Source organism: Legionella londiniensis, assembly GCF_001467825.1.
GTDB classification, from domain to species: Bacteria; Pseudomonadota; Gammaproteobacteria; order Legionellales; family Legionellaceae; genus Legionella_A; species Legionella_A londiniensis.
Genome location: NZ_LNYK01000016.1, coordinates 335,415 through 357,292, shown reverse-complemented (window position 1 = coordinate 357,292; position 21,878 = coordinate 335,415). Strand labels below are relative to the sequence as shown.

The following is a 21,878-nucleotide window of genomic DNA, read 5'->3' as shown; positions in this document are numbered from 1 at the left end:
CCTTTACGGCTCAAAAAAATCTACAGTTCGGAATGCCGGGTATGGTTTTATTCATGCATCCATTTTACGAATCAATCCCATCACACGCTCGCTGCGGGCTACAGCTACTTGCGCTTTTTCAGCCTCAATACGGTTAGGGAAAGGTCCCATCATTACCCTGAACCACTCCATATTTTGACGCTTCACACTCACTATCGCGACATTAAATCCTTTAAGTATCAATGAAGCTTTCATGCGCTCTGCATCTTGCTTTTTATTAAAAGAGGCAATCTGCACAACATAGTTTTCCTTGTTTTCCTTTCTTTCAGTTTTTACAGGAGCAGCTTGTTTTACAGCAGTCATTTCTTTTGGCGCAGAGGGGCGGCTCTCGGCAGGAACTGCATGAGAAATGGCTGGCGTTACCGATTCTTCCTGTGTTAAAAGCGTATAAAATTCAAATTTGGGTTTTGGCAATTTGGCCTGCACATTTGCAGGTTTAGGCATAGCCTCTTTTTTGTCTTCCGATGCGACATTGGTTTTTATCCAAGCAGCCAACTCCGACAAATTAAATAAGTTACCGCTTAAATAGCCGCAAAAAAAAGCAGTCAATGCTAAAAGCCAGGGGGTTGATGTCCGCGGATGAGTTTTATTTTTTTTGGTATACTCTTTTGCCATCACATGCTCTCAGGAGCAGATACGCCGATAAGATCCATGCCATTGCGCAATACTTGACGCACAGCCTGAATTAAGCATAAGCGGGCGGATCTCAATGTTTCAGGATCGCATAATAACGGTACGGCATTGTAATAACTATGAAGCCCTGTGGCCAGCTCGCGCAGATAATACGCAAGCTGATGCGGTTCACAGGATTGAGCCGCTGCTTCCAAAACTTCAGGATACCGTCCGATTAAAGAAATTAAGGCTGTTTCATGCGGTTCATTCAATAGGTCAAGATTGGCAAGGCCCAGATCCTCATCAAAACTCATTCCGCGCTCCTTTAGCTGCCGAAGCACGCTGCTGATCCGCGCATGGGCATATTGAATGTAATATACCGGATTTTCATTAGATTTTGATTTAGCCAGGTCGAGGTCAAAATCCATATGTTGCTCGGGCTTACGCATCACATAAAAGAAACGGGCAGCATCATTGCCAACTTCTTCACGCAGCTCGCGAAGCGTTACAAAAGAACCGCTGCGGGTGGACATTTGTACCCGCTCTCCGCCGCGGTATAAAATGGCAAACTGCACCAAAAGCACATCAAGAGCCTTCTCATCATGGCCCAAAGCTTTAACCGCCGCTTTCACGCGGGTTACATAGCCATGGTGATCAGCCCCAAAAATGTCGATGACTCTTGTAAAACCGCGCGCATATTTATTCCAATGGTAGGCAACATCCGACGCAAAATAGGTGGTTTGCCCATTTGCCCGGATCAAAACACGGTCTTTCTCATCGCCAAAATCAGTGGCACGAAACCATAAGGCTCCCCCTTGTTCATAGGTATGCCCTCTTTTCTGCAAGGCTTCAATGCCCTTGCTGATAGCGCCTTCTGTAAATAAAGAATGCTCTGAAAACCAGCGATCAAATTCCACGCCAAATTCAGCCAAATCTTCCTTGATGTCGCTCAGCACTGAATTTAAAGCATGTTGGTGAAACAAGGCAAAGCCTGAATCGCCAAGAAGTTTTTTGGCTTTTTTGATCATGGCATCGATATAGGTTTCTTTATCTCCGCCCTGTGCTTCATCAGCGGGCAAACCTTCACTGACTGCATACCAGCTATGAACGTAATCCCGCCCATACTGCGACACCATCTCTTCCGCGATGGCAAATACATATTCCCCGCGATAAGCGTTGGCAGGAAATGCGATGCTTTCCCCTGCAAGACTCAGATAACGAAGCCAAACGCTCACGGCCAGGATATCCATTTGCCTTCCTGCATCATTGACGTAATATTCCCGGCTGACAGAGAAACCGGCGGCAGACAGAATGTTGGCAAGTGTTGCGCCAAAAGCGGCACCTCGGCCGTGTCCCACATGCAAGGGGCCTGTTGGGTTGGCAGAAACATATTCCAGAATCACTTTCTGCCCATGTCCAACCTGGCTGCGACCGAACTCATGGCCTTCTTTTAGAACTTTTGTAATGACTTGCGAAAGCGTATTCGTTCGCATAAAGAAATTGATAAAGCCAGGGCCTGCAATTTCGATGCGGTCAAGCAATGGGTGTTGCGGCATATTCTCAACTAATAATTCAGCAACCTGCCTGGGAGGCAACCCACTTGGCCGCGCAAGGGTCAAGGCAAGGTTACTTGCATAATCGCCATGTTTCGCATCTTTGCTGCGGTCAATTTTAATTTCAGCTTCAACATCATAAGGTATATTGCCCGATTTTTTTAAGGCATTGAGCGCTTGGGTGAGAATCGCTTCTACAGTCGCTTTCATAAATTTACTATCGCGTGTAAAAAAGAGGTTATTATGCGCTTTTTTGTATCAGTTGCAAAGATCTGCAAAACTCAAGACGACGGTTTCTTCTTAAGACTTGAAGAATACCCGAATCCCCATCTTTCTCCTCAAAGGAGAAGGGCACAATTGGTTACGGGATAACCGCCACCAAATGAACATGCAGGCTTGGAGCTACTTCTCTAAAACCTTATCTTGCACCTATATTGTTTCATAATTTTTTTTCACATATCCATCCTGCGACAACAGGATTGCAATTGGCCTTGTCGCCGGGAAATGGGCAAACACAATCATCAGCATGACCGTAATTGGTACAGCTAAAAACATGCCAAGCACTCCCCAGATTGCGCCCCAAAGCGCCAAGGCAAACAAAATAACCAACGGACTCAGATTCAGTGATTTACCGAGGAATCTCGGCTCTATTATGTTTCCAACCACAAATTGCACAATCACAATGCCCGTAGTCACGGTAATGAATGGCATCCAGCTTTGAAACTGAATTAGAGCCAGCAATGCAGGAAAAGCAGTTGCCAGAATTGCGCCAATGTTTGGAATATAGTTTAAGAAAAAAATAAGCAAGGCCCAAAATTCTGCAAAATCAAGCCCCACCCACTTCATAATCACCCAGCTTGCTGTAGCGGTAATAATACTCATAAGCGTTTTTAAACCAAGATAAGTCTGCGTATCTTTAACGATATGGGAGATGATGCTGTCCACGAGCTGGCGATGGGTGGGCTGCGGAAACAGCGCATCCATCTTTTGCTTGAAATAATGCTGTTCGACAAATAAAAAAACGACGTATAGGGCTATAAGAACCGCAGATCCTGTGATGGTTGTAAAAACACCATAAATATTAATCAACAGGCTTTGCATGTTTAAAGTATTTAAAAATCCATCGGCAATGCTTAATGCCTTGATATCATAACGGTTATCAATGGAATTTAAGATGCGCATCAAATTTTCCTGATAACGGCTGGAAGCGATGATGACTTCATTCACATTATTGCTGATGATATCTATCAGGATGACTGCCAAAAGCGTTACAACCAAAAGGGAAACGATCATCCTCAGCCAGTAAGGAAGCATATCTCCCACCACTGGCGTTCGCTGAATCGCATTGTGGATGGTATTCAAGAGATTCCAAATGAATAAAGCGATGATAATCGGAATCAATAATCCTCGTCCTGCCATGAGTAAATACCCCGTGATCCAGACTAGAATTAAGCCTGCCGCGAAAGTGATGGTGCGGTTCATTTGCTAGCGCTCCCAAGTGTGACATATTATCAGGGTCTGTATTTTCATATTCACATCATACTGTGTTAATAAATTCTTGTGAAACTTTACCTGGCGTTGGCCCCGCCATTGCCGGAAAACTGGCGAAATGCGGCATACATACCATTGAGGAGTTGCTCTTTTATTTGCCCTGCCGCTATCAGGACCGTACCCGCGTTACTCCTATTCGCGATTTGCGCGCAAACGACTGGTGCGTGATAAGCGGCCGTGTATGCAAAACCGAAATTAAATACGGTAAACGCAGAATGCTTTATTGTTTTGTTGAAGACAAAAGCGGCATTTTACGCCTGCGCTTTTTCCATTTTAACCAAAACCAGATAAAGCAATTTGCTGAAAAGCCAAAAATATCTGCCTTTGGCGAGGTACGCGAGTTCGCAAGCCATCTTGAAATGATACATCCGGAATATCAGTTGATTTCTGAAGAGGGTGAATTTTGGGTTGAAGAAACCTTAACCCCCATTTACCCAACGACTCAGGGGCTTAGCCAATCGCGAATCAGGCAGTTGGTAAGGCTTGCCCTTTCAAACTATCAGGCTGAAATTCAGCAGCTTGAATGGATGGCAGAGGATGAGCTCAGTGAAATGGGTTTTTTTTCCATGGCTAATGCGCTCTCTTTTTTGCATCATCCGCCGCCGGATGCTTCTTTGAGCGCTATCCTTGATGGCAGCCATCCTGCACTAAAGCGCCTGGCTTTTGAAGAATTTTTGGCGCAACGGTTAAGCCTTAAATTTGCGGCACGACAAAGAGCTGCCTGTACCGCACCTAGGCTGAGCCATAACCATGAGCTTCATTCCTGTTTCTTAAATTCACTGCCGTTTAAGTTAACCTCTGCCCAGCATCGGGTCATACAAGAAATCACGAACGATTTGCAAAAACCAACACCAATGTTGCGTTTGGTGCAGGGGGATGTTGGTTCTGGAAAAACCGTGATTGCAGCCTTTGCGGCATTGCAGGCGATTGCAAATGGTTTTCAGGCGGCGCTCATGGCTCCAACTGATATCTTGAGCGAACAGCATGCTGAAACGCTAACGCAACTCTTTTCAAAACTGAATATTTCCATTCGCCGGTTAAGCGGAAAAATGAAAAAGAGCGAGCGTAAAAAAACCCTATGCGCCATATTGAATCACGAGTGTGATCTGGTGATTGGAACCCATGCCTTATTCCAGGAAGAAGTCCTTTTTTCCAGGCTTGGCCTGGTCATTATCGATGAGCAACATCGCTTTGGCGTTGAGCAGCGCTTTAAACTGCAGCAAAAAGGCCAGAATGAAACATACGCTCCTCATCAGCTTCTCATGACGGCAACCCCTATCCCGCGCACATTGGCGATGACCCAGCTCGCTCATTTGGATATATCTATCCTTGATGAACTGCCGCCGGGTCGCACTCCCGTCATAACAGCGGTCATTAACCAGGAAAAAAGAGAACTGATTATCAACCGCCTGGAAACGGCGATTGCTGACGGACGGCAAGTTTACTGGGTTTGCACCTTGATTGAAGAGTCGGAAAAATTGCAGTGCATGGCAGCAACCGCCACGGCACGAAAACTTCAGGAACAACTGCCAAAAGTACAAGTCGGCCTCGTGCACGGGCGAATGTCAGCCCAGGAGAAAGAAACGGTTATGCTTGCATTTAAACAAGGCAAAATTGACTTATTGGTGGCAACAACCGTTATCGAAGTCGGAGTTAACGTCACCAATGCCAGTCTTATGATCATTGAAAACGCAGAACGCCTTGGCTTGTCGCAGCTTCATCAACTGCGCGGCCGTGTAGGGCGCGGTAATGCACAGGCGCATTGCCTGCTGCTTTATCAGCCTCCCCTGTCTGCCCAGGGTCAGGAACGATTGCGGGTGATGCGCGCAACTTGCGATGGATTTGTCATTGCCGAAAAAGATATGGATTTGCGGGGTTCAGGTGAAATTCTGGGAACGAGACAAACAGGGTACCAGACATACAAAATTGCCGATTTGCAACGTGACTGTCAGTTATTGCCCATGGTTGCCAAAACAGCAAACAAACTCCTGGCAGAGAAACCCAAGCTTGCAAGACAAGTGGCGACAAGATGGCGCGGCGAGTTTGAGCAGTTTCTGCAAAGTTAATAGAGGCAGCCCCTCACTTGACCTCGAAGAATAAGTCTTTAGAATCTCCCACATGAATTATTTTTAAGAACAGCATGAATCAACTTGAACGCTACCAGCAAGCCAAGAGAGTCACCCTCCTTGGCGCCGTCATTAATACCTTACTTGGGTTTCTGAAGCTGTCTGGTGGAATAGTCTTTCACTCACATGCGCTTGTCGCGGACGGTTTGCACTCTTTTGCTGATTTGTTTACCGATTGCATGGTTCTTTTTGCCTCAAGATTTGGCAGCCTTGAAGCAGATGAAACGCATCCTTATGGCCATCAGCGGATTGAGACTGCGGCGACCTTGATTTTAGCTTTGGTATTAATTCTTACAGGAGCCGGTATTATTTGGGATGCATTGGATGAAATTCTAAAGCACAAGCATGACGTGCCAGGTTTTTTAACCATCCCCATTGCGGTTTTTTCCATTCTTGCAAATGAGGCGCTTTTCCATTACACCATGTTCATAGGCAAGCGAATCCAATCACAGTTAATTATCGCTAACGCATGGCATCACCGTTCCGACGCCGCTTCCTCCGTTGTGGTGCTTGTCGGATTAATCGGAAGTTTGGCAGGGCTCGTCTATCTTGATGCAATCGCGGCCATTATTGTCAGCCTCATGATTATTAAAATGGGATTGAATTACGGCTGGGACAGCGTCAAGGAACTGGTTGATACAGCAGTAGATCCGCAAATGCTCACACAAATTGAAAGCATTATCCAACAAGTTGACGGCGTCAAGAAAATCCATCAGCTTCGCAGCCGTACCATGGGGAGCGATATCATTGTTGATGTGCATATCCTGGTTTCACCTTTTATTTCTGTTTCCGAAGGGCACTATATCGCCCAACATGTCCATCGGACATTGATTGACCAGATAGAGAAACTAAAAGACGTCACAGTCCATGTGGATCCTGAAGATGATGAGTTGGTGTGCCCGTCAATTCATTTGCCCAATCGTAAATTGCTTGAAAAAAACCTGCTTAGGACATGGCAGGATGCATGTCCAGCAATTCATCACTGGATCCTGCACTATCTTGATGGAAAAATTTATATTGATTTACTGATATCTGATATCGCAACCGAATCTGAATATGAAGCGCTCCTTCAGCGAGTTAGAACTGATTTGCAAATACAATCTGAAATTGCCGAGATACGCTTTCTTACTCAACGTGAAAAAATTTCTTGCTAAATACAGAATGTGAAAATATTATTCAGCCCATAAGCCTGTGTTGGCAAAAGATACTAATACGGGAACTAAGAACTGAATCCAGGATTAAGGCTTCCCCTGATCCTGACTTGAAGCCTATACTTCTGATTTTTTTACCTGAGGAATATTCATTATGGCCACGGCCACATTAAAACTGTTTTTTGCAATTAGCATTTTAGCCGTTGTCTTGCTTGCTGGCTGGTATCCATTTAAAAGGAGGCTTGCCGCCAACGAGCATTTTGACTTTCCTCTGGGCGAGACCTTGGCAACAGGAGTATTCCTCGGAGCTGCTCTCTTGCATATGCTGCCTGAATCCAACGCAATGTTTGCCCAAATGGGATATGAATATCCTTTTGCCTACATTATCACAGGCATTATTTTTTTGATTTTTTTATGGTTTGAGCATTTAGGTCGTGAGCTGTATCACCATCAAGACAGCAGCCATCCCGCTTTTGCCCTGCTTGCCTGGCTGATGCTTTCATTTCACTCCCTGGTTTTAGGAACAGCGCTTGGCTTTACTCATGATTATCCAGTGATCATCATGCTGTTTTTAGCCATTATTACCCATAAGTGGGCAGAAAGTTTTGCTATTGCAGTTCAATTGAATAAAACTTCGCTCAGCACGGCTAAAAGCCTGGCATTCTTTCTCGCCTTTGCTCTCATGACGCCTCTTGGAATTTTTATCGGGTGGTATTTTGGCCATGGTATGGAAACCCACTCTCTGTTTGATCCGATTTTGATTGCGGCTTCCGCAGGAACATTTCTTTATCTTGGTACCTTGCATGGGCTTGAGCGCTGTGTGATGGTGGAGCGCTGCTGCAATCTGAATCACTTTAGCTTTGTGATTATAGGATTTCTATTGATGGCCTCAGTCGCAGCCTATGTATAATTTTTGCAATTTCCATCTCCGCGTTACGAGTTGTGCGGATTTGGGCTGGAAGACTGCAAATGCACCGGGAGCGAAGCCGTATTCGGGGAGCTCCCGGCCCACTAACTCGCATACTTCGCCACGTTAAACAAGATCAGAGCACAAGGTCGAACCAAACTTAGAATGATCACAAAATCTGATTATGCTAATCTTTAATAATATGGATATATGATGGCATGGAACATGAAACAGTTTATTCTCTTACCTATCCTTATCATTTCTCTTGCGACTCCTGCTGTTCAAGCCGCAACCCTTAAATCCTTAAGCAATTATCAAATTGTACAGATCTTTCAGGATACAACTATTTCCAGCGTTCCTCTTGCTGTCATCAATGATGAATTGGTGATTAACCCATTCACCGGTTATTTTGGCAAAGCGGGGAAGACAGTGGGAAAATTTGCCTTGCCGCTTGCCAACAATCAGCCGCAAGCTGATTCAGGTGTATGGACCGTAACTTCGGAAGGCGCATTTTGCGTGACCTGGCAACATTGGAATAACAACGAGCAAGTCTGCTGGTTTGTTTATGAACTGGGCAATGGCTATTTATTTATTAATGCCAAGCGCAATGACTTTGCCAGCGTAATTTTAAAAGACATCAAGCCAGGCAATCATACCAATTTGGAGGTACCTTAAATAACATGCGGCATTAGCGCAAATTTTGTCTATCCAAGTTATGCTCTTTAATTATGCTTTATAAGCATCAATCTACACTGAGTGTTTCCATCCCTCCCATGTATGGGCGCAAAACTCGAGGAATGGTGATATTCCCCTTTTTGTCTTGATAATTTTCAAGGATAGCCACCAACGTTCTACCTACTGCAAGACCTGAACCATTTAAAGTATGCACCAACTCTATAGTATTGGTATCAGGATTGCGGTAACGTGCCTTTAGCCTTCTTGCTTGATATGCTTCCATATTGCTGCATGAGGAAATCTCCCTGTATGTATTTTGACTGGGCAGCCAGACTTCCAAATCATAAGTCTTGGCAGCGCCTGCCCCCAGATCGCCTGTACATAAATTCATCACGCGATAAGGCAAGTCGAGTTTTTGCAATACTGCCTCGGCATCCCTTGTCAAGTGCTCCAGTGCCTCGTACGAATTGCCAGGCGCTGTAATCCAGACTAACTCAACTTTCTCAAATTGGTGCTGGCGGATCATCCCCTTGGTATCTTTACCATAAGACCCGGCTTCGCTGCGAAAGCAAGGAGAATGGCAAACATAGCGGATAGGCAATGCCTCAAGATCTAAAATTTCATTGCGGACTGTGTTTGTAACCGGGATTTCGGCTGTAGACGTTAGATAATAAGCATGATTGCCAGCCAGCTTGAAGAGATCTTCTTCAAACTTTGGCAATTGCCCGGTTCCTGTTAAACTGTCTGCATTGACAATATAAGGAACATAAATTTCCTGGTATCCATGATCATTTGTGTGCATATCGAGCATGAACTGAATCAAAGCTCGATGAAGCCTGGCCAGGTGCGACTTAAGTACGACAAACCTGCTTCCTGCTATCTTGGCAGCCAAAGCAAAATCCATCTCCCCCAGCGCTTCACCCAGTTCATCATGGGATTTAACTTGAAAATCAAACGAGGGAATGTCTCCAAAGGTGCGCACAAGCTCGTTGTCCGCCTCATCTTTTCCAATAGGTACAGAAGCATGGGGCAAGTTTGGGAGACTCAAGTTTAACGTTTCAAGCGATTGCAAAACACGCGACAACTCAGCTTTTTTATTTTCGAGCTCCTGACTTAAACGAGTAACTTCTTCGCGCATTGGCGCAATATCTTCATTCCGTGCTTTGGCATATCCAATTGCTTTGGAGCGCTGATTACGCTCATGCTGCAATGCCTGGGTTTCCATCTGGAGAATTTTTCGCTGTTCTTCAAGGCGCATATAATGCTCAACATCGAACTGAAACCCGCGTGTCAGCAAACGCTCCGCAACAAACTGAGGATTTTCACGCAACAAATGAGGATCTAACATTTAACCACACTCCGCTAAAAATTGGGAAAATGAAGCAGGAATCATTTTTCCATTCATTTTATCGCACAATACCACGTGTTGACTGGTTTAACGCTTCAATCATAGGTAAAATCTCGGGGCATTCAGGAAGCAAAACTTCGAGCTCCGCTATGGCTTGCTGCACAGTTAAACCGCGGCGGAATATGATTTTATAAGCCCTGCGCAGATAATCAATTGCAGAAGAAGAAAAGCCGCGGCGTCGAAGTCCAACGGTGTTAATCCCACATGCCGCTGTTGTATGTCCTGCTATCATCACATAGGGCAAAACATCTTTCGTGACATATGTTGCACGCGCAATGAATGCGTAAGCGCCAATCTGACAGAATTGATGAACAGCCGCATAAGCACCAATATTGGCATAATCATGAACAATCACATGTCCTGAAAGCGCTGCATAATTAACCATGATAACATGATTGCCAATCATGCAATCATGCCCTACATGAGTATAGGCCATTAAAAAATTTTGATTGCCAAGCCTTGTTACCCCGCCTCCTTTAACTGTACCGCGGCTAATCATACAAAATTCGCGAATGACGTTATTATCGCCAATTTCAAGACGAGTTGGCTCACCACGATAAGTCATATCCTGCGGCTCATCTCCAACAGAGGCAAATTGAAATATTTTATTATTTTTACCTATGGTTGTCGGACCCTGAATGACGACATGCGGGCCAATCCAGGTGTTTTCCCCAATCTCAACATCAGCGCCAATGATTGAACCAGGCCCGATACTGACGCCTTTTGCCAATTTTGCTTCAGGGTGAATTATTGCATGCTCATTGATCACGTTTTACTTCCTTCGCAGCGCTCATTAAATCGGCAGAACAAGCCAATTTGTCATCAACAAAAGCCTCGCCATGCATGCGCCAAAAATCGCGTTTCTGCCCTATCAATTTCACTTCTAGTCTTAATTGATCTCCTGGAATCACCACCTGTTTAAAACGGGCATTATCAATACCTGCGAAAAAATATAAGAAATCAAAGCCTTCTTGTGGTTTGCGGGACAGGCTGGATAAAAGCGCACTGGCTTGCGCCAATGCTTCAAGCATCAACACACCGGGCATGATCGGATTTCCAGGAAAATGGCCATTAAAAAAAGGTTCATTCATGGTTACATTTTTAATGGCTGTTAGGTATTCAAAATCTTTAAATTCCAATATTTTATCAACTAGAATAAAAGGATAGCGGTGGGGCAGCAAATTAAGAATGTTGTTAATATCCACAATTCCACTCATAAATTTTCTCACTCTCCATGACTGTTACTTAGAAAACATACGGAGCATCATAGGCTGATTTAAGATAATGATAAGGTTTTATTTGCAAATTTACTGCTCTTTATGAATTGTTTGCGCAACTCATCAATGCATTGATAACGAAGAGCAGTTGGGTATTAGAATAATTAAATGGCGCAAATAACCGTATCGCCAATGTTTTTTGGTGTTAACTGTATTGTGAAGTTAACACCAAAATCAGATGTCAGCTAATTTCTTCCAGAACGCGGTTGGTTACATCAAGCTTATCAGCACTGAATGGAGCAGCATCTTTCTGCAGAACAATATCATATTTATCCTGTTCAGCTACCTTGGCAATGGCCTGGCGAATCTTGTTATAAAATTCTTCCATAGCTTCGTTATGCGCTGTGCTTAATTCCTGTTGATATTGCTGGCCTTCCTGCTCAAATTTACGCTGTTCGCTGATAATCTTCTTTTCGAGTTCCTTACGCTTGGCCTGGCTCATCACAGCACTATCGCGCTTAAATTTCTCCATTTCCTGCTTGATTTGTTTTTCCATCTCAACCAGTTTGTCGCGTCTTGGCTTAAATTCCTTTTCCAGTTTTTTTTGTATTTCTTTCATTTGCTTTGCAGTTTGCATAATTTTTTGCAAATCCACGACCCCAATTTTTGTGCCGTCTGCAAATGCAACGCCAACTCCCAAAGACAATATCATTGCCGCCAGGAAACCACTTAATCGCTTCATTATTCCACTCCCCTTGAGTATGATTTTTACACTATGCAAAATACCAAAAAAAACAACGAACGATACAATCCGGTTGTTGATGTAACCATGTCAAACCATCCAGTTCGTTATGCAGGATGAATCCTAGCACAACTCATTGCGTTTTGTTAGGGTCATTCCATATTTAATAAGCAAAATTTATCTGGACTAGCCCTGCTTAAAAACTTGATGATAATGTAAACTGGAATATCTGTTCTTCATCTGTCGGCTGTTTGTTCAGCGGTTTTGCAACACTGAACGCAATTGGGCCAAATGGAGAACGCCATTCCAAAGCAACACCGGCAGAATACCGCATCGGGCCTGCATCTGAGCCAGCCAGCTCCGGCGGGGTTCCTTGCACAAACACATTGCCCGCATCAATAAAAGCGCTGGTCCGAAAAGTATCCCGGCTTAAAGGATAGGGCAATATCAAGGCCGCACTGCCATTGACTAGAAAATTAGCTCCCAAAGAATTGCCCCGATTATCCTGAGGACCCAAAGAGTAGGTTTCGTAACCTCGGACCTGGCCAGGCTGGGCGATACCGCCTGCAAAATAGTTTTCAAAAAATGGCAACCCTTTATTGTTAAACGTATTGCCATAGGCGATATTGCCGAGGGCTGTGAAGATAAAGCCGCGAAACAGGGGATAGTAAAAGCGGGTCTGATAAGACGCTTTATAATACTCTAACGACTCAGAGGTCGCAGGCAGCGCCAGTAACAAGCTTGCCTGCTGATTGATTCCCTGATTGGGATAAGGCATTTGGTCGTAGGAGTTCCGGTTCCAACCTGCATGGAGGCGAATTTGGTTAAAATTGCGGCCGTATAGATTCACAAAATTCTGAATCTGCTGCACGGTGCCCACTGATTTGATGTTTAGTCCCTGGTAACCCAGCCCAAACTGCAAGCTGCTGTTTTCACTGAGCAGCATATTGTAATTAACATCGCCTCCAAAACGGTCAGAACTGTAAGCAGATACATCGAGCTTTCTTGGATCGACAGTTTGGTAATACAAATTAAATCCCCGGCCTACGCCAGTGTTGGTATAAAAAGGGTTATAGTAATTCATCGAATAATTCTGGCCCCAGTAGCTTGCATTAAATGCAAACCCTACCGTACGTCCGGTACCCATGAAATTATACTGATTGAATGAGGCGTTAACCTGCGGCCCATTTGAGCCATAACCTAAAGCGGCACTGGCTTCTGCCGAAGGCGCCTCTTCCACATGAATATCCAAATCTACCTGGTTGTTGGCTCCTGGAACAGGCGTAGTTTTCACGTTGATATTTTTCAGATAGCTCAAAAGCCTAAGCTGCCGTTCTGATTCTTTAATGTTATGCAAGGATAATAACGCACCTTCATTCTGCCGAATGATGTTACGCAAAACATAATCGCCCGTTTTGGTGTTGCCGTGAAAATTGATGCGTCTTACATATACATGACGGCCTGGGTCGACTAAAAAAGTAATAAATACTGTTTTATCTTTCTCATCGATGCGAGGCTCAGCATTAATGGCAGGAAAGCCGTAGCCCACATCACCCAATGCCTGGCCAATTGCTGATATGCTTTCGGTCACTGCCTTACGCGAAAAAACAGTCCCTTTTTTAACTTTAATCAAAGCATCAATTTTTTCCTTGGGCAATATTGTTTTTCCTGCGACATGAAACCCTGAAAAACGATATTGAGGGCCTTCTTCAATGTGAATATTGATAAATACATCCTTTTTATCAGGTGACAGCATCACTTGAGAAGATACGATGTTGAACTTGAGATACCCTCTGTCAAGATAAAAAGATCGCAATGCCTCTAAAGAAGCATCCATCGCGGCTTTTGTGTACTGATCCTTCTTTGTGAAATAGGTAAAAAAATTACTGGTCGTTAAGGCAAACTCTGATAACAATTCACTATCGGAAAAATCATGATTGCCAATAATTTTTATTTCTTTAATTCGAGATACCCGGCCTTCAGAGATAGTCACGCTGATAGCCACGCGATTTTCTGTTAACGCCGTGACATTTGATTCAATGCGGGCATTATATTTGCCATGGGCGTTATACACTTGCTTTAATTCTTTTTCCAGCCGCTCAAGCGCCGCGCTCTGAAAAACCCGCCCCTGAACGAGACCCAGATCTTTTAAAATTTCTTTCATCTTGTCAGCGGGTATCTCGGTATTGCCGGTAACATTGATGGATCCGATTGTGGCCCGTTCAACCACACGCACAATCAAGGTATTGCCCTGGCGTTCTAAAACAACGGACTGGAAAAAGCCGGTATCATAAAGAGCACGGATGATGGCAGGCGTGGCGCTGGAATCGATGTGTTCGCCCACCTGAACTGGAAGGTAGTTTAAAACCGTACCCTGGCTGACTCTCTGTAAGCCGAAGATTTTGATATCCTGAACGACAAATCCATTTGCGGCACCAACTTCAGCAGACCAAATGAGTGAAGCAGAACAATAAAGGCCTAGTGCGATTTTTTTACTGATTTTTTTCATTATTTTTTTTACTTCCAGGATAAATTGCATCCCATATCTGCTTAACGCATAAAACTGGGTGAACGCATGGATTTAGGTTCTTAGAGCATGCATATAAAAATGAACCTTTTTATAGCAACTGGCCATCGCTGTCAAGAAACCTGAGACAAATCAGAACAAATAATAAAACAATTTGTCTGTAATCGCAGTTTTTGATTTGCTATGATGCAAGCCTTGCCAAATCATTTGTTAGAGCAATGATCGTGAGCGCGATCAAGAGCAAAAACCCCACATAGACACCCGCTGATTTCACGGATTCGGAAACAGGGCGCCGGCTGATAAGCTCAAAGAGGCAAAAGAGCAAATGCCCTCCATCCAGCATAGGAATAGGCAGCAAGTTCAATACACCAAGACTGACGCTGACAAGGGCGAGAAAAAAAAGATAATACGGCAAACCGCTTCTTCCCGACTCACCGGCACCCTGCGCTATGCCTACAGGTCCGCTGATGCTGTGCAGGGGTAATTTTCCTGCGGCCAGGCGAGCCATCAGAACAAATGTCGTACCTGTGAGCTCCGCTGTTTGTTTAAATGCGGCGCCTATAGCTTCAACAGGACCCAGACGATGAAGCCGAAGCCAGTTATCTGGCCAGTTTGCTTTTTTTGAATAAACCCCGAGAAAACCCTGTTCTTTGCCGTTCACCAGAGTTTTCTCCACCTTGACTGCAATTTTTTTCTGAATTCCCTGTCGTTCAATAGTGAACAAAAGCACTTCATCAGGTTTTTTCTTAACCACGTCAACCAACTCAAACCAATCGGAAATGGTTTTATCATTAACGGCAAGAATTTTATCACCGCTGAGCAACCCCGCCTGAAAGGCAGGCGTATCCTTTTTAACCTGACCAATTACAGGCAAAACCTTGGGGATAAAAGGCGTAATGCCGAGGCTACTTAGCAAGTCTGGCTTTTTTTCTTGTAGCTGCCAGTTTTTTAAAGAGAGAGTGACGGTGGTTTTTTCATTGCTGGTAAGTGATTTTACAGTCAGGCTGACAGATTCTTTACTCCCAAGATAAGAAATTAAGGCATACTGAAAATCACGCCAGCTGGTAACAGGCTCATCATTTATACTTAAAATTTCCTGTTGCGGCTTAAGTCCTGCCTGTGCCGCAATGCTGCCTGGCTTGACTGCGTCGATCATGGGAGCCAGTGATTTGATGCCAATGACCATGACGAGCCATAAAGCAAAAAAAGCAAAGAGAAGATTAAACAGCGGACCCGCGGCCACAATAGCAATACGAGCCCAAACTGATTTGTTGTTAAAAGCAAGGTGCCTCTCTTCTGCCGGCACCTCCCCCTCCGACTCATCAAGCATTTTGACATACCCGCCGAGAGGGAACGCTGACCATGCAAACTCTGTTCCGTGTTTATCGCGAAAGCTCGCCAGTACTTTTCCAAAACCAAACGAAAACCGCAAGACTTTCACATTACAGAGACGGGCCACGATAAAATGGCCAAACTCATGAATGGTGATCAATAGCAATAAAGCAAGAACAAAATACACTAATGTTAGCAACATAATTCATATCCTTGAGGGACACGCCGTGCAACCCGCATTCAAATTTTGCTTACTCCGCTGAATTCAGGCGGCACACTTTATCTTTAAGTTTATGAAACAACCCCCTGCGGCATGAGTAAAAGGCCTGAATAAAAAAAAGGGCTGGCGGCTATCATGCTGTCCAAACGGTCAAGCACCCCTCCATGGCCTGGGAAAATGTGGCCCGTATCCTTTAATTTGCAGCGTCTTTTCAAGATACTAATAAACAAGTCTCCTAAAATGGAAATCAAGGCAACCGCTCCCGATAAAATATACCAATAAACAGCACATTGCGGAGCGAAGTACCAATGGCCTGCTGCCGCTACCGCCATGGCCAGGGCAAATCCCCCAGTCACCCCCTCTATCGTTTTACCGGGGCTAACTTCCGGTATCAGTTTATGCTTGCCCATGCGCTTGCCTGTTAAATAGGCGCCAATATCGGCAGCCCATACTAAAAACAGCAAATAAATCATCAAATCCCGACCTGCAGGATACTGGTAGATAGCTGCCAGCGCGCTGGCAAATAAAGGCAGCAATAAAAAACAACTCCCCCCTACAATAATAGGAAATCCCCAGATTTTTTGCGAATCAGGAAACGTAATGACCGCCAGTAAAATCAGTCCCCAGATTACAATTCCTGCAAACAGCCAGTAAGTTAACCATAACGTACTCAGCCATATGGCGGGCAGGAGCAAGGCTATAAATAAAATTTTTTTTGTATAATCATGAAGAGGAATCAGTTGGGTCCATTCCCAACCGCCTATTAAAACGATAACGAGAAGCACGCCAACCAATATCCAGGAATAGGCTAAATAAATGGCAAGCAAAACCAGGGGCACCAGTACTAAAGTCGTATACAGCCGCTGTTTAAACATGGTCTTTTCCGTTTTCTTGTGTTGATACCTGGCCGAAACGGCGATTACGCAGGCCAAAACTTGTTAATGCTTTTTCAAATTCCTGAACAGAAAAATCAGGCCAGTGCGTATCTGTAAAATACAATTCAGTATAGGCAAGCTGCCAGAGAAAAAAATTGCTGATTCTTAACTCACCGCTGGTGCGGATAAACAAATCGGGTTCAGGCAAATCATGAGTGCTCAAAAAACTGGCAAAAAAACTGTCATTGATTACAAAAACTTCACCATTCCCGGCAGAATGCTTGCTTAAAAGCTGATTAACAGCCTGGATAATATCCCATTTCCCACTATAATTCACCGCTATATTTAATATGAGGCGGCGGTTAGCTTTTGTTAATTCCTCAGATGCTTTCATCGCAGTGCGCAATTTCTCTGACAACTGGGTGCGGTCTCCAATAAATCGCAATGAAATTCCATGCTTATGCAGAGTTTGTATTTCTTGCTCCAGCGCCCGAATGAAAAGCTTCATCAGAAAATCAACTTCTGTTTCCGGCCTTGACCAATTTTCGCTGCTGAAGGCAAAGAGGCTGAGTACTGCGATTTTTTTTTCAATACAACATTGTATGACAGATTTTACCGCCTCTATGCCTACCCGATGCCCTTCAACGCGCGGCAAGCCGCGGCGTTCTGCCCAACGCCCATTGCCATCCATTACGATGGCAACATGTTGAGGTAATTTATGCTTCAACCTACTTCTTCCGTCAGCTAAAATGGCCTATAGTCTACAGCCTTTATGCAAAAAATTTAAGTAACGTGAGTACGGCTGCTGCTTTTTATATGCCAAGCAAATGTTTAATTTCAAAATGCCCAATAGCAGGTTGAGGAGACGCCATGATAAACAACACCCCGCTGGTATTGCTGATTCTGGATGGCTGGGGTTACCGGGAAGAACGTGATCATAATGCCATTCTGCAGGCGCATACACCGCAATGGGATGAATGGTGGCAATCAAAGCCGCACATGTTACTTGACGCATCAGGACGAATGGTCGGCTTGCCTGCCGGGCAAATGGGCAATTCGGAAGTGGGGCATATGCATATTGGCGCAGGGCGCGTCATTCCTCAAGACTTCACCCGCATTAATGAATCCATTGAATCAGGTGAATTTTTTAATCATGAGACATTGCTGAGTGCCATCGAGGATATAAAGGTAAAAAACAAATCGTTGCATGTGCTTGGTTTGCTTTCCCCCGGCGGTGTGCATAGCCACGAAAACCATTTATTTGCTTTTTTAAAATTATGTGCCGAGCATCGATTCCACCGAGTCTATCTTCATCTGTTTCTGGATGGTCGGGACACTCCGCCGCAAAGTGCAAAAGAAAGTTTAAAACGTTTAAAGAAAACTATGGAACAATACCCTGTGGCCCGTATTTGCTCCATCAGCGGCCGCTACTTTGCCATGGACAGGGACCAACGCTGGCAACGAATTGAACCTGTGTACAGGCTTTTGACCGAAAATGAAAGTATTCATCATTTTGATTCTGCAGAAAGCGCTTTGGATGTTTTTTATAAACAAAATATTTTTGATGAATTTATCCCGCCGACTCATATTGGAGAAAGAAGAGCAATAGAAGATGGCGACTCCGTCTTTTTTTTCAATTTTCGCGCTGACCGGGCAAGAGAACTAACCCAGTCACTCTTGCTCGATGAATTCACTGGCTTTGAACGCTATAGAAAACCGCATATTGATCATTTTCTATCCATGACGCAGTATGGTAAACATTTACCTACAAACCCTGTTTTCCCGCCGATTAACTTAGTGAACACATTAGGAGAAGTGATTGCCAGGCACGGATTAAGGCAATTGCGGATTGCGGAAACCGAAAAATATGCACATGTCACTTTTTTTCTCAACGGCGGTTTGGAACAAGTGTTTCCCAATGAAGAACGCATTCTGATTCCTTCCCCTAAAATTGCCACTTACGACCAACAACCGGAAATGAGCGCTGAAGAATTAACAGCTACCCTCGTTGAGGAAATTGAAAGCAAAGATTATGACGTTATCATCTGCAATTACGCCAATGCTGACATGGTCGGGCACACAGGAAATTTTAGCGCCACAATAGAGGCGATCGAATGTTTGGACAAAGCCATGCGTGCCATCTGGCGGGCGTTACAAAAAAGCGGTGGCCAGCTCCTGATTACAGCCGATCACGGTAATGCAGAATGTATGTTTAATCCTTCTACCAAACAACCCCATACAGCGCATACAAACGAATTGGTTCCTCTCTTGTACATAGGTGATGAGCACTATTATTTTAATTGTAAACAGGGTAGTCTAATCGATATTGCTCCAACCGTATTAAACCTGCTGGGGATTACGCCTCCGCAGGAAATGACAGGTAAAGTTCTGTTAAGCTGCAAATGAATGGATAACGTACTATGCAGAAACTTCAAAGCCTCTCTCATGCCCTGTTCCATCACCCTCTTTTTTGCTTTCTTGCGATATGGGCGCTCTTCTTTTCAGAGTTGGGATTTGCGGAAACAACAAACCTTGCACAAACCAAAATGAAGCTTAAATCGCTGGAGAAAAAAATAGCAAGCGTACAATCCTCCATTGGGCATGCAGAAACCAGGCAGCGTTTACTTAATCAGGAACTATCAAAAACTGAAAAAAAAATTAGCAACACTATCCATAACTTACACCGCATGGAAGAAGAATTGAACTTAAAGCAGCAGATAATCGGCAATTTAACACTTGAAATTAACCGACTGCACGAACAACTGCACATCCAGCAAACATTGTTGGCAGCACATATCCGCGCTCAATATAAAATGGGGGCATTTCAACCCGTTAAGCTGTTGTTGAACCTTGAAACGCCTAATCAGTTCATCCGGTTACTCACTTATTATCAGTACGTTATACAATCACGAAAAAATGCGATAGAGCAGGTTCAATTAACGCAAAAAAAATTGGTCAGCCGCCAACAGGAATTTAACCAGCAGCTCAATCATCACGAGGCGCTTAAGCAGCAATTACATGCTGCTCAGATTAAACTTGAAGAAGAAAAGCGCCATCAAACTGAGATCATCGCCGCCCTGACTCACAATATACGCAATCAAAAACAAGCATTAAAAGGCTATCAACGTGACAAGTCTAACCTTGAGAGGCTGCTGAAGTCTTTGGCGGAGCAAAGCATCAGAATGTCACAATCTGCATTTAACCGCATGCGCCATAAATTGCCAAAGCCTGTTGCTGGCGAATACCATCTTGAAAAAGTAAACCGCGGACTTCTCTTTCTGGCGAGAGAAGGCATGTCAGTTCATGCGGTATATCCAGGCAAGGTAGTCTTCAGCGACTGGCTTAAAGGGTATGGCCTATTGATGATTATTGATCATGGGCAAGGCTATATGACCCTCTATGCGCATAATCAATCTCTTTTCAAAAAAGTTGGCGATCCAGTCTTTCAAAATGAACAAATTGCTACTGTTGGACACAGCGGTGGACTTAATCAAAACGGTCTATACTTTGAAGTAAGGCACCGGGGAAAAGCAATCCCTCCCCTGGAGTGGTTGGCGTAAAAATAACCGATTAATAAATTTTCTTCCAAGCGCTGATTTCTCATAAGGAGAACTATATGTCTAGCAGACACTTACAAAAAGTTTGGGTCGCAATATTAACTGTGAGCCTTATGACCCCATTCCAAAGCTTTGCCGCGGCTGAAGAAAGCACGCAGCGTATCCCTATGGAGGATGTCCAGCGCTTTTCTAATGCTATCAGCCAAATAAAAAAATATTATGTGAAACAAACGGATGATAAAGAGCTCTTTGACAATGCCATTCGCGGCATGCTGAGCGGTTTGGATCCGCACTCCACATACCTCAATGAAGAAGACTTCAAGGATTTGCAAACTGCTACAAACGGCGAATTTGGCGGTCTTGGTATTGAAGTCACCATGGAAGAAGGATTGGTTAAAGTGGTCACTCCGCTGGTTGATTCCCCAGCCTTTAAAGCAGGGATTAAAGCTGGCGACTATATCATTCAACTGGATGATCAATCGGTACAGGGCATGTCGCTTAAAGATGCGGTCAATTTAATGCGTGGCAAAGAAGGTACAACCATTGAATTAACCGTTTTACGCAAAGGCGAATCAAAACCGCTGAGCTTTACGCTGGTTCGGGAAAATATTCAGATTAAAAGCGTCAAAAGCAAATTGCTGGACAATCAGTACGGCTACATTCGGCTTACCCAGTTCCAGGCATTAACCAGCAAAGATATGAAGCAAGCCATTGATCAGTTAAAACAACAGGCAGGTGGCGAGCTTAAAGGCCTGATACTCGATTTACGCAACAATCCTGGCGGGCTTTTGGATTCTGCCATTCAAATATCAGATGCTTTTATCCACAATGATCAAAAAGGCGAGGAAGAAAAAATTGTTTATACCGAAGGTCGACTGCCGGGTTCCAAATTTACGGCGCTCGCAAGCCCAGGGGATATTTTAAACAATGCTCCCATAGTGGTTCTGATTAATAATGGCTCAGCCTCAGCTTCAGAAATTGTAGCCGGAGCCCTTCAAGACAATAAACGGGCAATTATCATCGGCACCCAAAGCTTCGGCAAGGGATCAGTACAAACTGTGCTTCCTCTGGATAGCAAAAGAGGTATAAAATTAACCACAGCCCTCTATTTCACGCCCTCCGGCAGGTCAATACAAGCCCGAGGCATCATCCCGGATATTGTTGTTGAGGAAGTGGAAGTTCCTGTTAAAAAAGATGAGTCAGTATTTACTGGCTTCACAGAAGCGAATCTTGCAGGACATCTTACCGAAGCCACGGAAAACAACGATAAAACCAGCTTGAAGTCAAATAAAGAAGAGCTGAACCTTTTACACGAAGACTATCAACTCTATACTGCATTAACCATTTTAAAAGGATTAGCTATCGCAAGACGTTAAACCGATATTG

The 21,878-nt window shown here is 44.3% G+C and carries 18 protein-coding genes; 7 read left to right on the top strand and 11 right to left on the bottom strand.

All coding sequences use genetic code 11. The annotated features are described in order from the left end of the window. Nucleotides 1-51 precede the first annotated feature (51 nt). The 3 genes from Llon_RS07415 to Llon_RS07405 all read right to left on the bottom strand — a co-directional run bounded on the left by Llon_RS07415 (nucleotide 52) and on the right by Llon_RS07405 (nucleotide 3,686). Nucleotides 52-654, bottom strand: a complete 603-nt coding sequence (locus Llon_RS07415) for an SPOR domain-containing protein (protein WP_058529415.1) — start codon at nucleotides 652-654, stop codon at nucleotides 52-54. Further along, on the bottom strand, nucleotides 654-2,414 hold the full coding sequence (gene argS, locus Llon_RS07410; RefSeq protein ID WP_058529414.1) for an arginine--tRNA ligase: 1,761 nt from the start codon (nucleotides 2,412-2,414) through the stop codon (nucleotides 654-656). Before argS ends, Llon_RS07415 begins: the two co-directional genes overlap by 1 nt. Before the next feature lie 219 nt (nucleotides 2,415-2,633). Further along, on the bottom strand, nucleotides 2,634-3,686 hold the full coding sequence (locus Llon_RS07405) for an AI-2E family transporter (protein WP_058529413.1): 1,053 nt from the start codon (nucleotides 3,684-3,686) through the stop codon (nucleotides 2,634-2,636). Between the two features lie 62 nt (nucleotides 3,687-3,748). On the opposite strand from Llon_RS07405, the gene recG reads away from it, so the two are divergent. From recG to Llon_RS07385, 4 genes are all read left to right on the top strand, one after another. After that, a complete protein-coding gene (gene recG / locus Llon_RS07400) occupies nucleotides 3,749-5,821 on the top strand; it encodes an ATP-dependent DNA helicase RecG (protein ID WP_058529412.1) in 2,073 nt (690 codons plus the stop codon). 74 nt (nucleotides 5,822-5,895) lie between these two features. Then, entirely contained in the window at nucleotides 5,896-7,035 is a 1,140-nt protein-coding gene (locus Llon_RS07395; protein ID WP_058529411.1) for a cation diffusion facilitator family transporter, read from the top strand. A gap of 151 nt (nucleotides 7,036-7,186) precedes the next feature. Next, the gene (locus tag Llon_RS07390; RefSeq protein WP_065238291.1) at nucleotides 7,187-7,942 is read left to right on the top strand and encodes a ZIP family metal transporter; all 756 of its coding nucleotides are present in this window, start codon (nucleotides 7,187-7,189) and stop codon (nucleotides 7,940-7,942) included. A 222-nt stretch (nucleotides 7,943-8,164) separates the two neighbouring features. Next, nucleotides 8,165-8,614 (top strand): hypothetical protein, encoded by a 450-nt coding sequence (locus tag Llon_RS07385; protein ID WP_131754654.1) that lies wholly within the window; start codon nucleotides 8,165-8,167, stop codon nucleotides 8,612-8,614. A gap of 67 nt (nucleotides 8,615-8,681) precedes the next feature. On the opposite strand, the gene serS is transcribed toward Llon_RS07385, so the two are convergent. The 8 genes from serS to uppS all read right to left on the bottom strand — a co-directional run bounded on the left by serS (nucleotide 8,682) and on the right by uppS (nucleotide 17,662). Beyond that, a complete protein-coding gene (gene serS, locus Llon_RS07380) occupies nucleotides 8,682-9,962 on the bottom strand; it encodes a serine--tRNA ligase (RefSeq protein WP_058529408.1) in 1,281 nt (426 codons plus the stop codon). A 58-nt stretch (nucleotides 9,963-10,020) separates the two neighbouring features. Next, nucleotides 10,021-10,791, bottom strand: coding sequence for an acyl-ACP--UDP-N-acetylglucosamine O-acyltransferase (gene lpxA, locus Llon_RS07375; RefSeq protein WP_058529407.1), 771 nt, complete (start codon nucleotides 10,789-10,791; stop codon nucleotides 10,021-10,023). Further along, on the bottom strand, nucleotides 10,781-11,239 hold the full coding sequence (gene fabZ / locus Llon_RS07370) for a 3-hydroxyacyl-ACP dehydratase FabZ (RefSeq protein ID WP_058529406.1): 459 nt from the start codon (nucleotides 11,237-11,239) through the stop codon (nucleotides 10,781-10,783). Before fabZ ends, lpxA begins: the two co-directional genes overlap by 11 nt. Before the next feature lie 241 nt (nucleotides 11,240-11,480). Next, nucleotides 11,481-11,981, bottom strand: coding sequence for an OmpH/Skp family outer membrane protein (locus Llon_RS07365; RefSeq protein ID WP_058529405.1), 501 nt, complete (start codon nucleotides 11,979-11,981; stop codon nucleotides 11,481-11,483). Between the two features lie 196 nt (nucleotides 11,982-12,177). Next, nucleotides 12,178-14,490, bottom strand: coding sequence for an outer membrane protein assembly factor BamA (gene bamA, locus Llon_RS07360; protein WP_058529497.1), 2,313 nt, complete (start codon nucleotides 14,488-14,490; stop codon nucleotides 12,178-12,180). Between the two features lie 199 nt (nucleotides 14,491-14,689). Then, nucleotides 14,690-16,042, bottom strand: coding sequence for an RIP metalloprotease RseP (gene rseP / locus Llon_RS07355; RefSeq protein WP_058529404.1), 1,353 nt, complete (start codon nucleotides 16,040-16,042; stop codon nucleotides 14,690-14,692). Between the two features lie 89 nt (nucleotides 16,043-16,131). Beyond that, a complete protein-coding gene (locus tag Llon_RS07350; protein ID WP_058529403.1) occupies nucleotides 16,132-16,935 on the bottom strand; it encodes a phosphatidate cytidylyltransferase in 804 nt (267 codons plus the stop codon). Beyond that, a complete protein-coding gene (gene uppS, locus Llon_RS07345; RefSeq protein WP_058529402.1) occupies nucleotides 16,928-17,662 on the bottom strand; it encodes a polyprenyl diphosphate synthase in 735 nt (244 codons plus the stop codon). Before uppS ends, Llon_RS07350 begins: the two co-directional genes overlap by 8 nt. Before the next feature lie 143 nt (nucleotides 17,663-17,805). On the opposite strand from uppS, the gene gpmI reads away from it, so the two are divergent. From gpmI to Llon_RS07330, 3 genes are read left to right on the top strand one after another with little or no spacing between them, the layout of a single operon-like run. Beyond that, the gene (gene gpmI / locus Llon_RS07340) at nucleotides 17,806-19,341 is read left to right on the top strand and encodes a 2,3-bisphosphoglycerate-independent phosphoglycerate mutase (RefSeq protein ID WP_058529401.1); all 1,536 of its coding nucleotides are present in this window, start codon (nucleotides 17,806-17,808) and stop codon (nucleotides 19,339-19,341) included. 14 nt (nucleotides 19,342-19,355) lie between these two features. Further along, nucleotides 19,356-20,495, top strand: coding sequence for a murein hydrolase activator EnvC family protein (locus Llon_RS07335; protein WP_065238290.1), 1,140 nt, complete (start codon nucleotides 19,356-19,358; stop codon nucleotides 20,493-20,495). 56 nt (nucleotides 20,496-20,551) lie between these two features. Further along, the gene (locus Llon_RS07330) at nucleotides 20,552-21,868 is read left to right on the top strand and encodes a S41 family peptidase (protein ID WP_058529400.1); all 1,317 of its coding nucleotides are present in this window, start codon (nucleotides 20,552-20,554) and stop codon (nucleotides 21,866-21,868) included. Nucleotides 21,869-21,878: the final 10 nt, after the last annotated feature.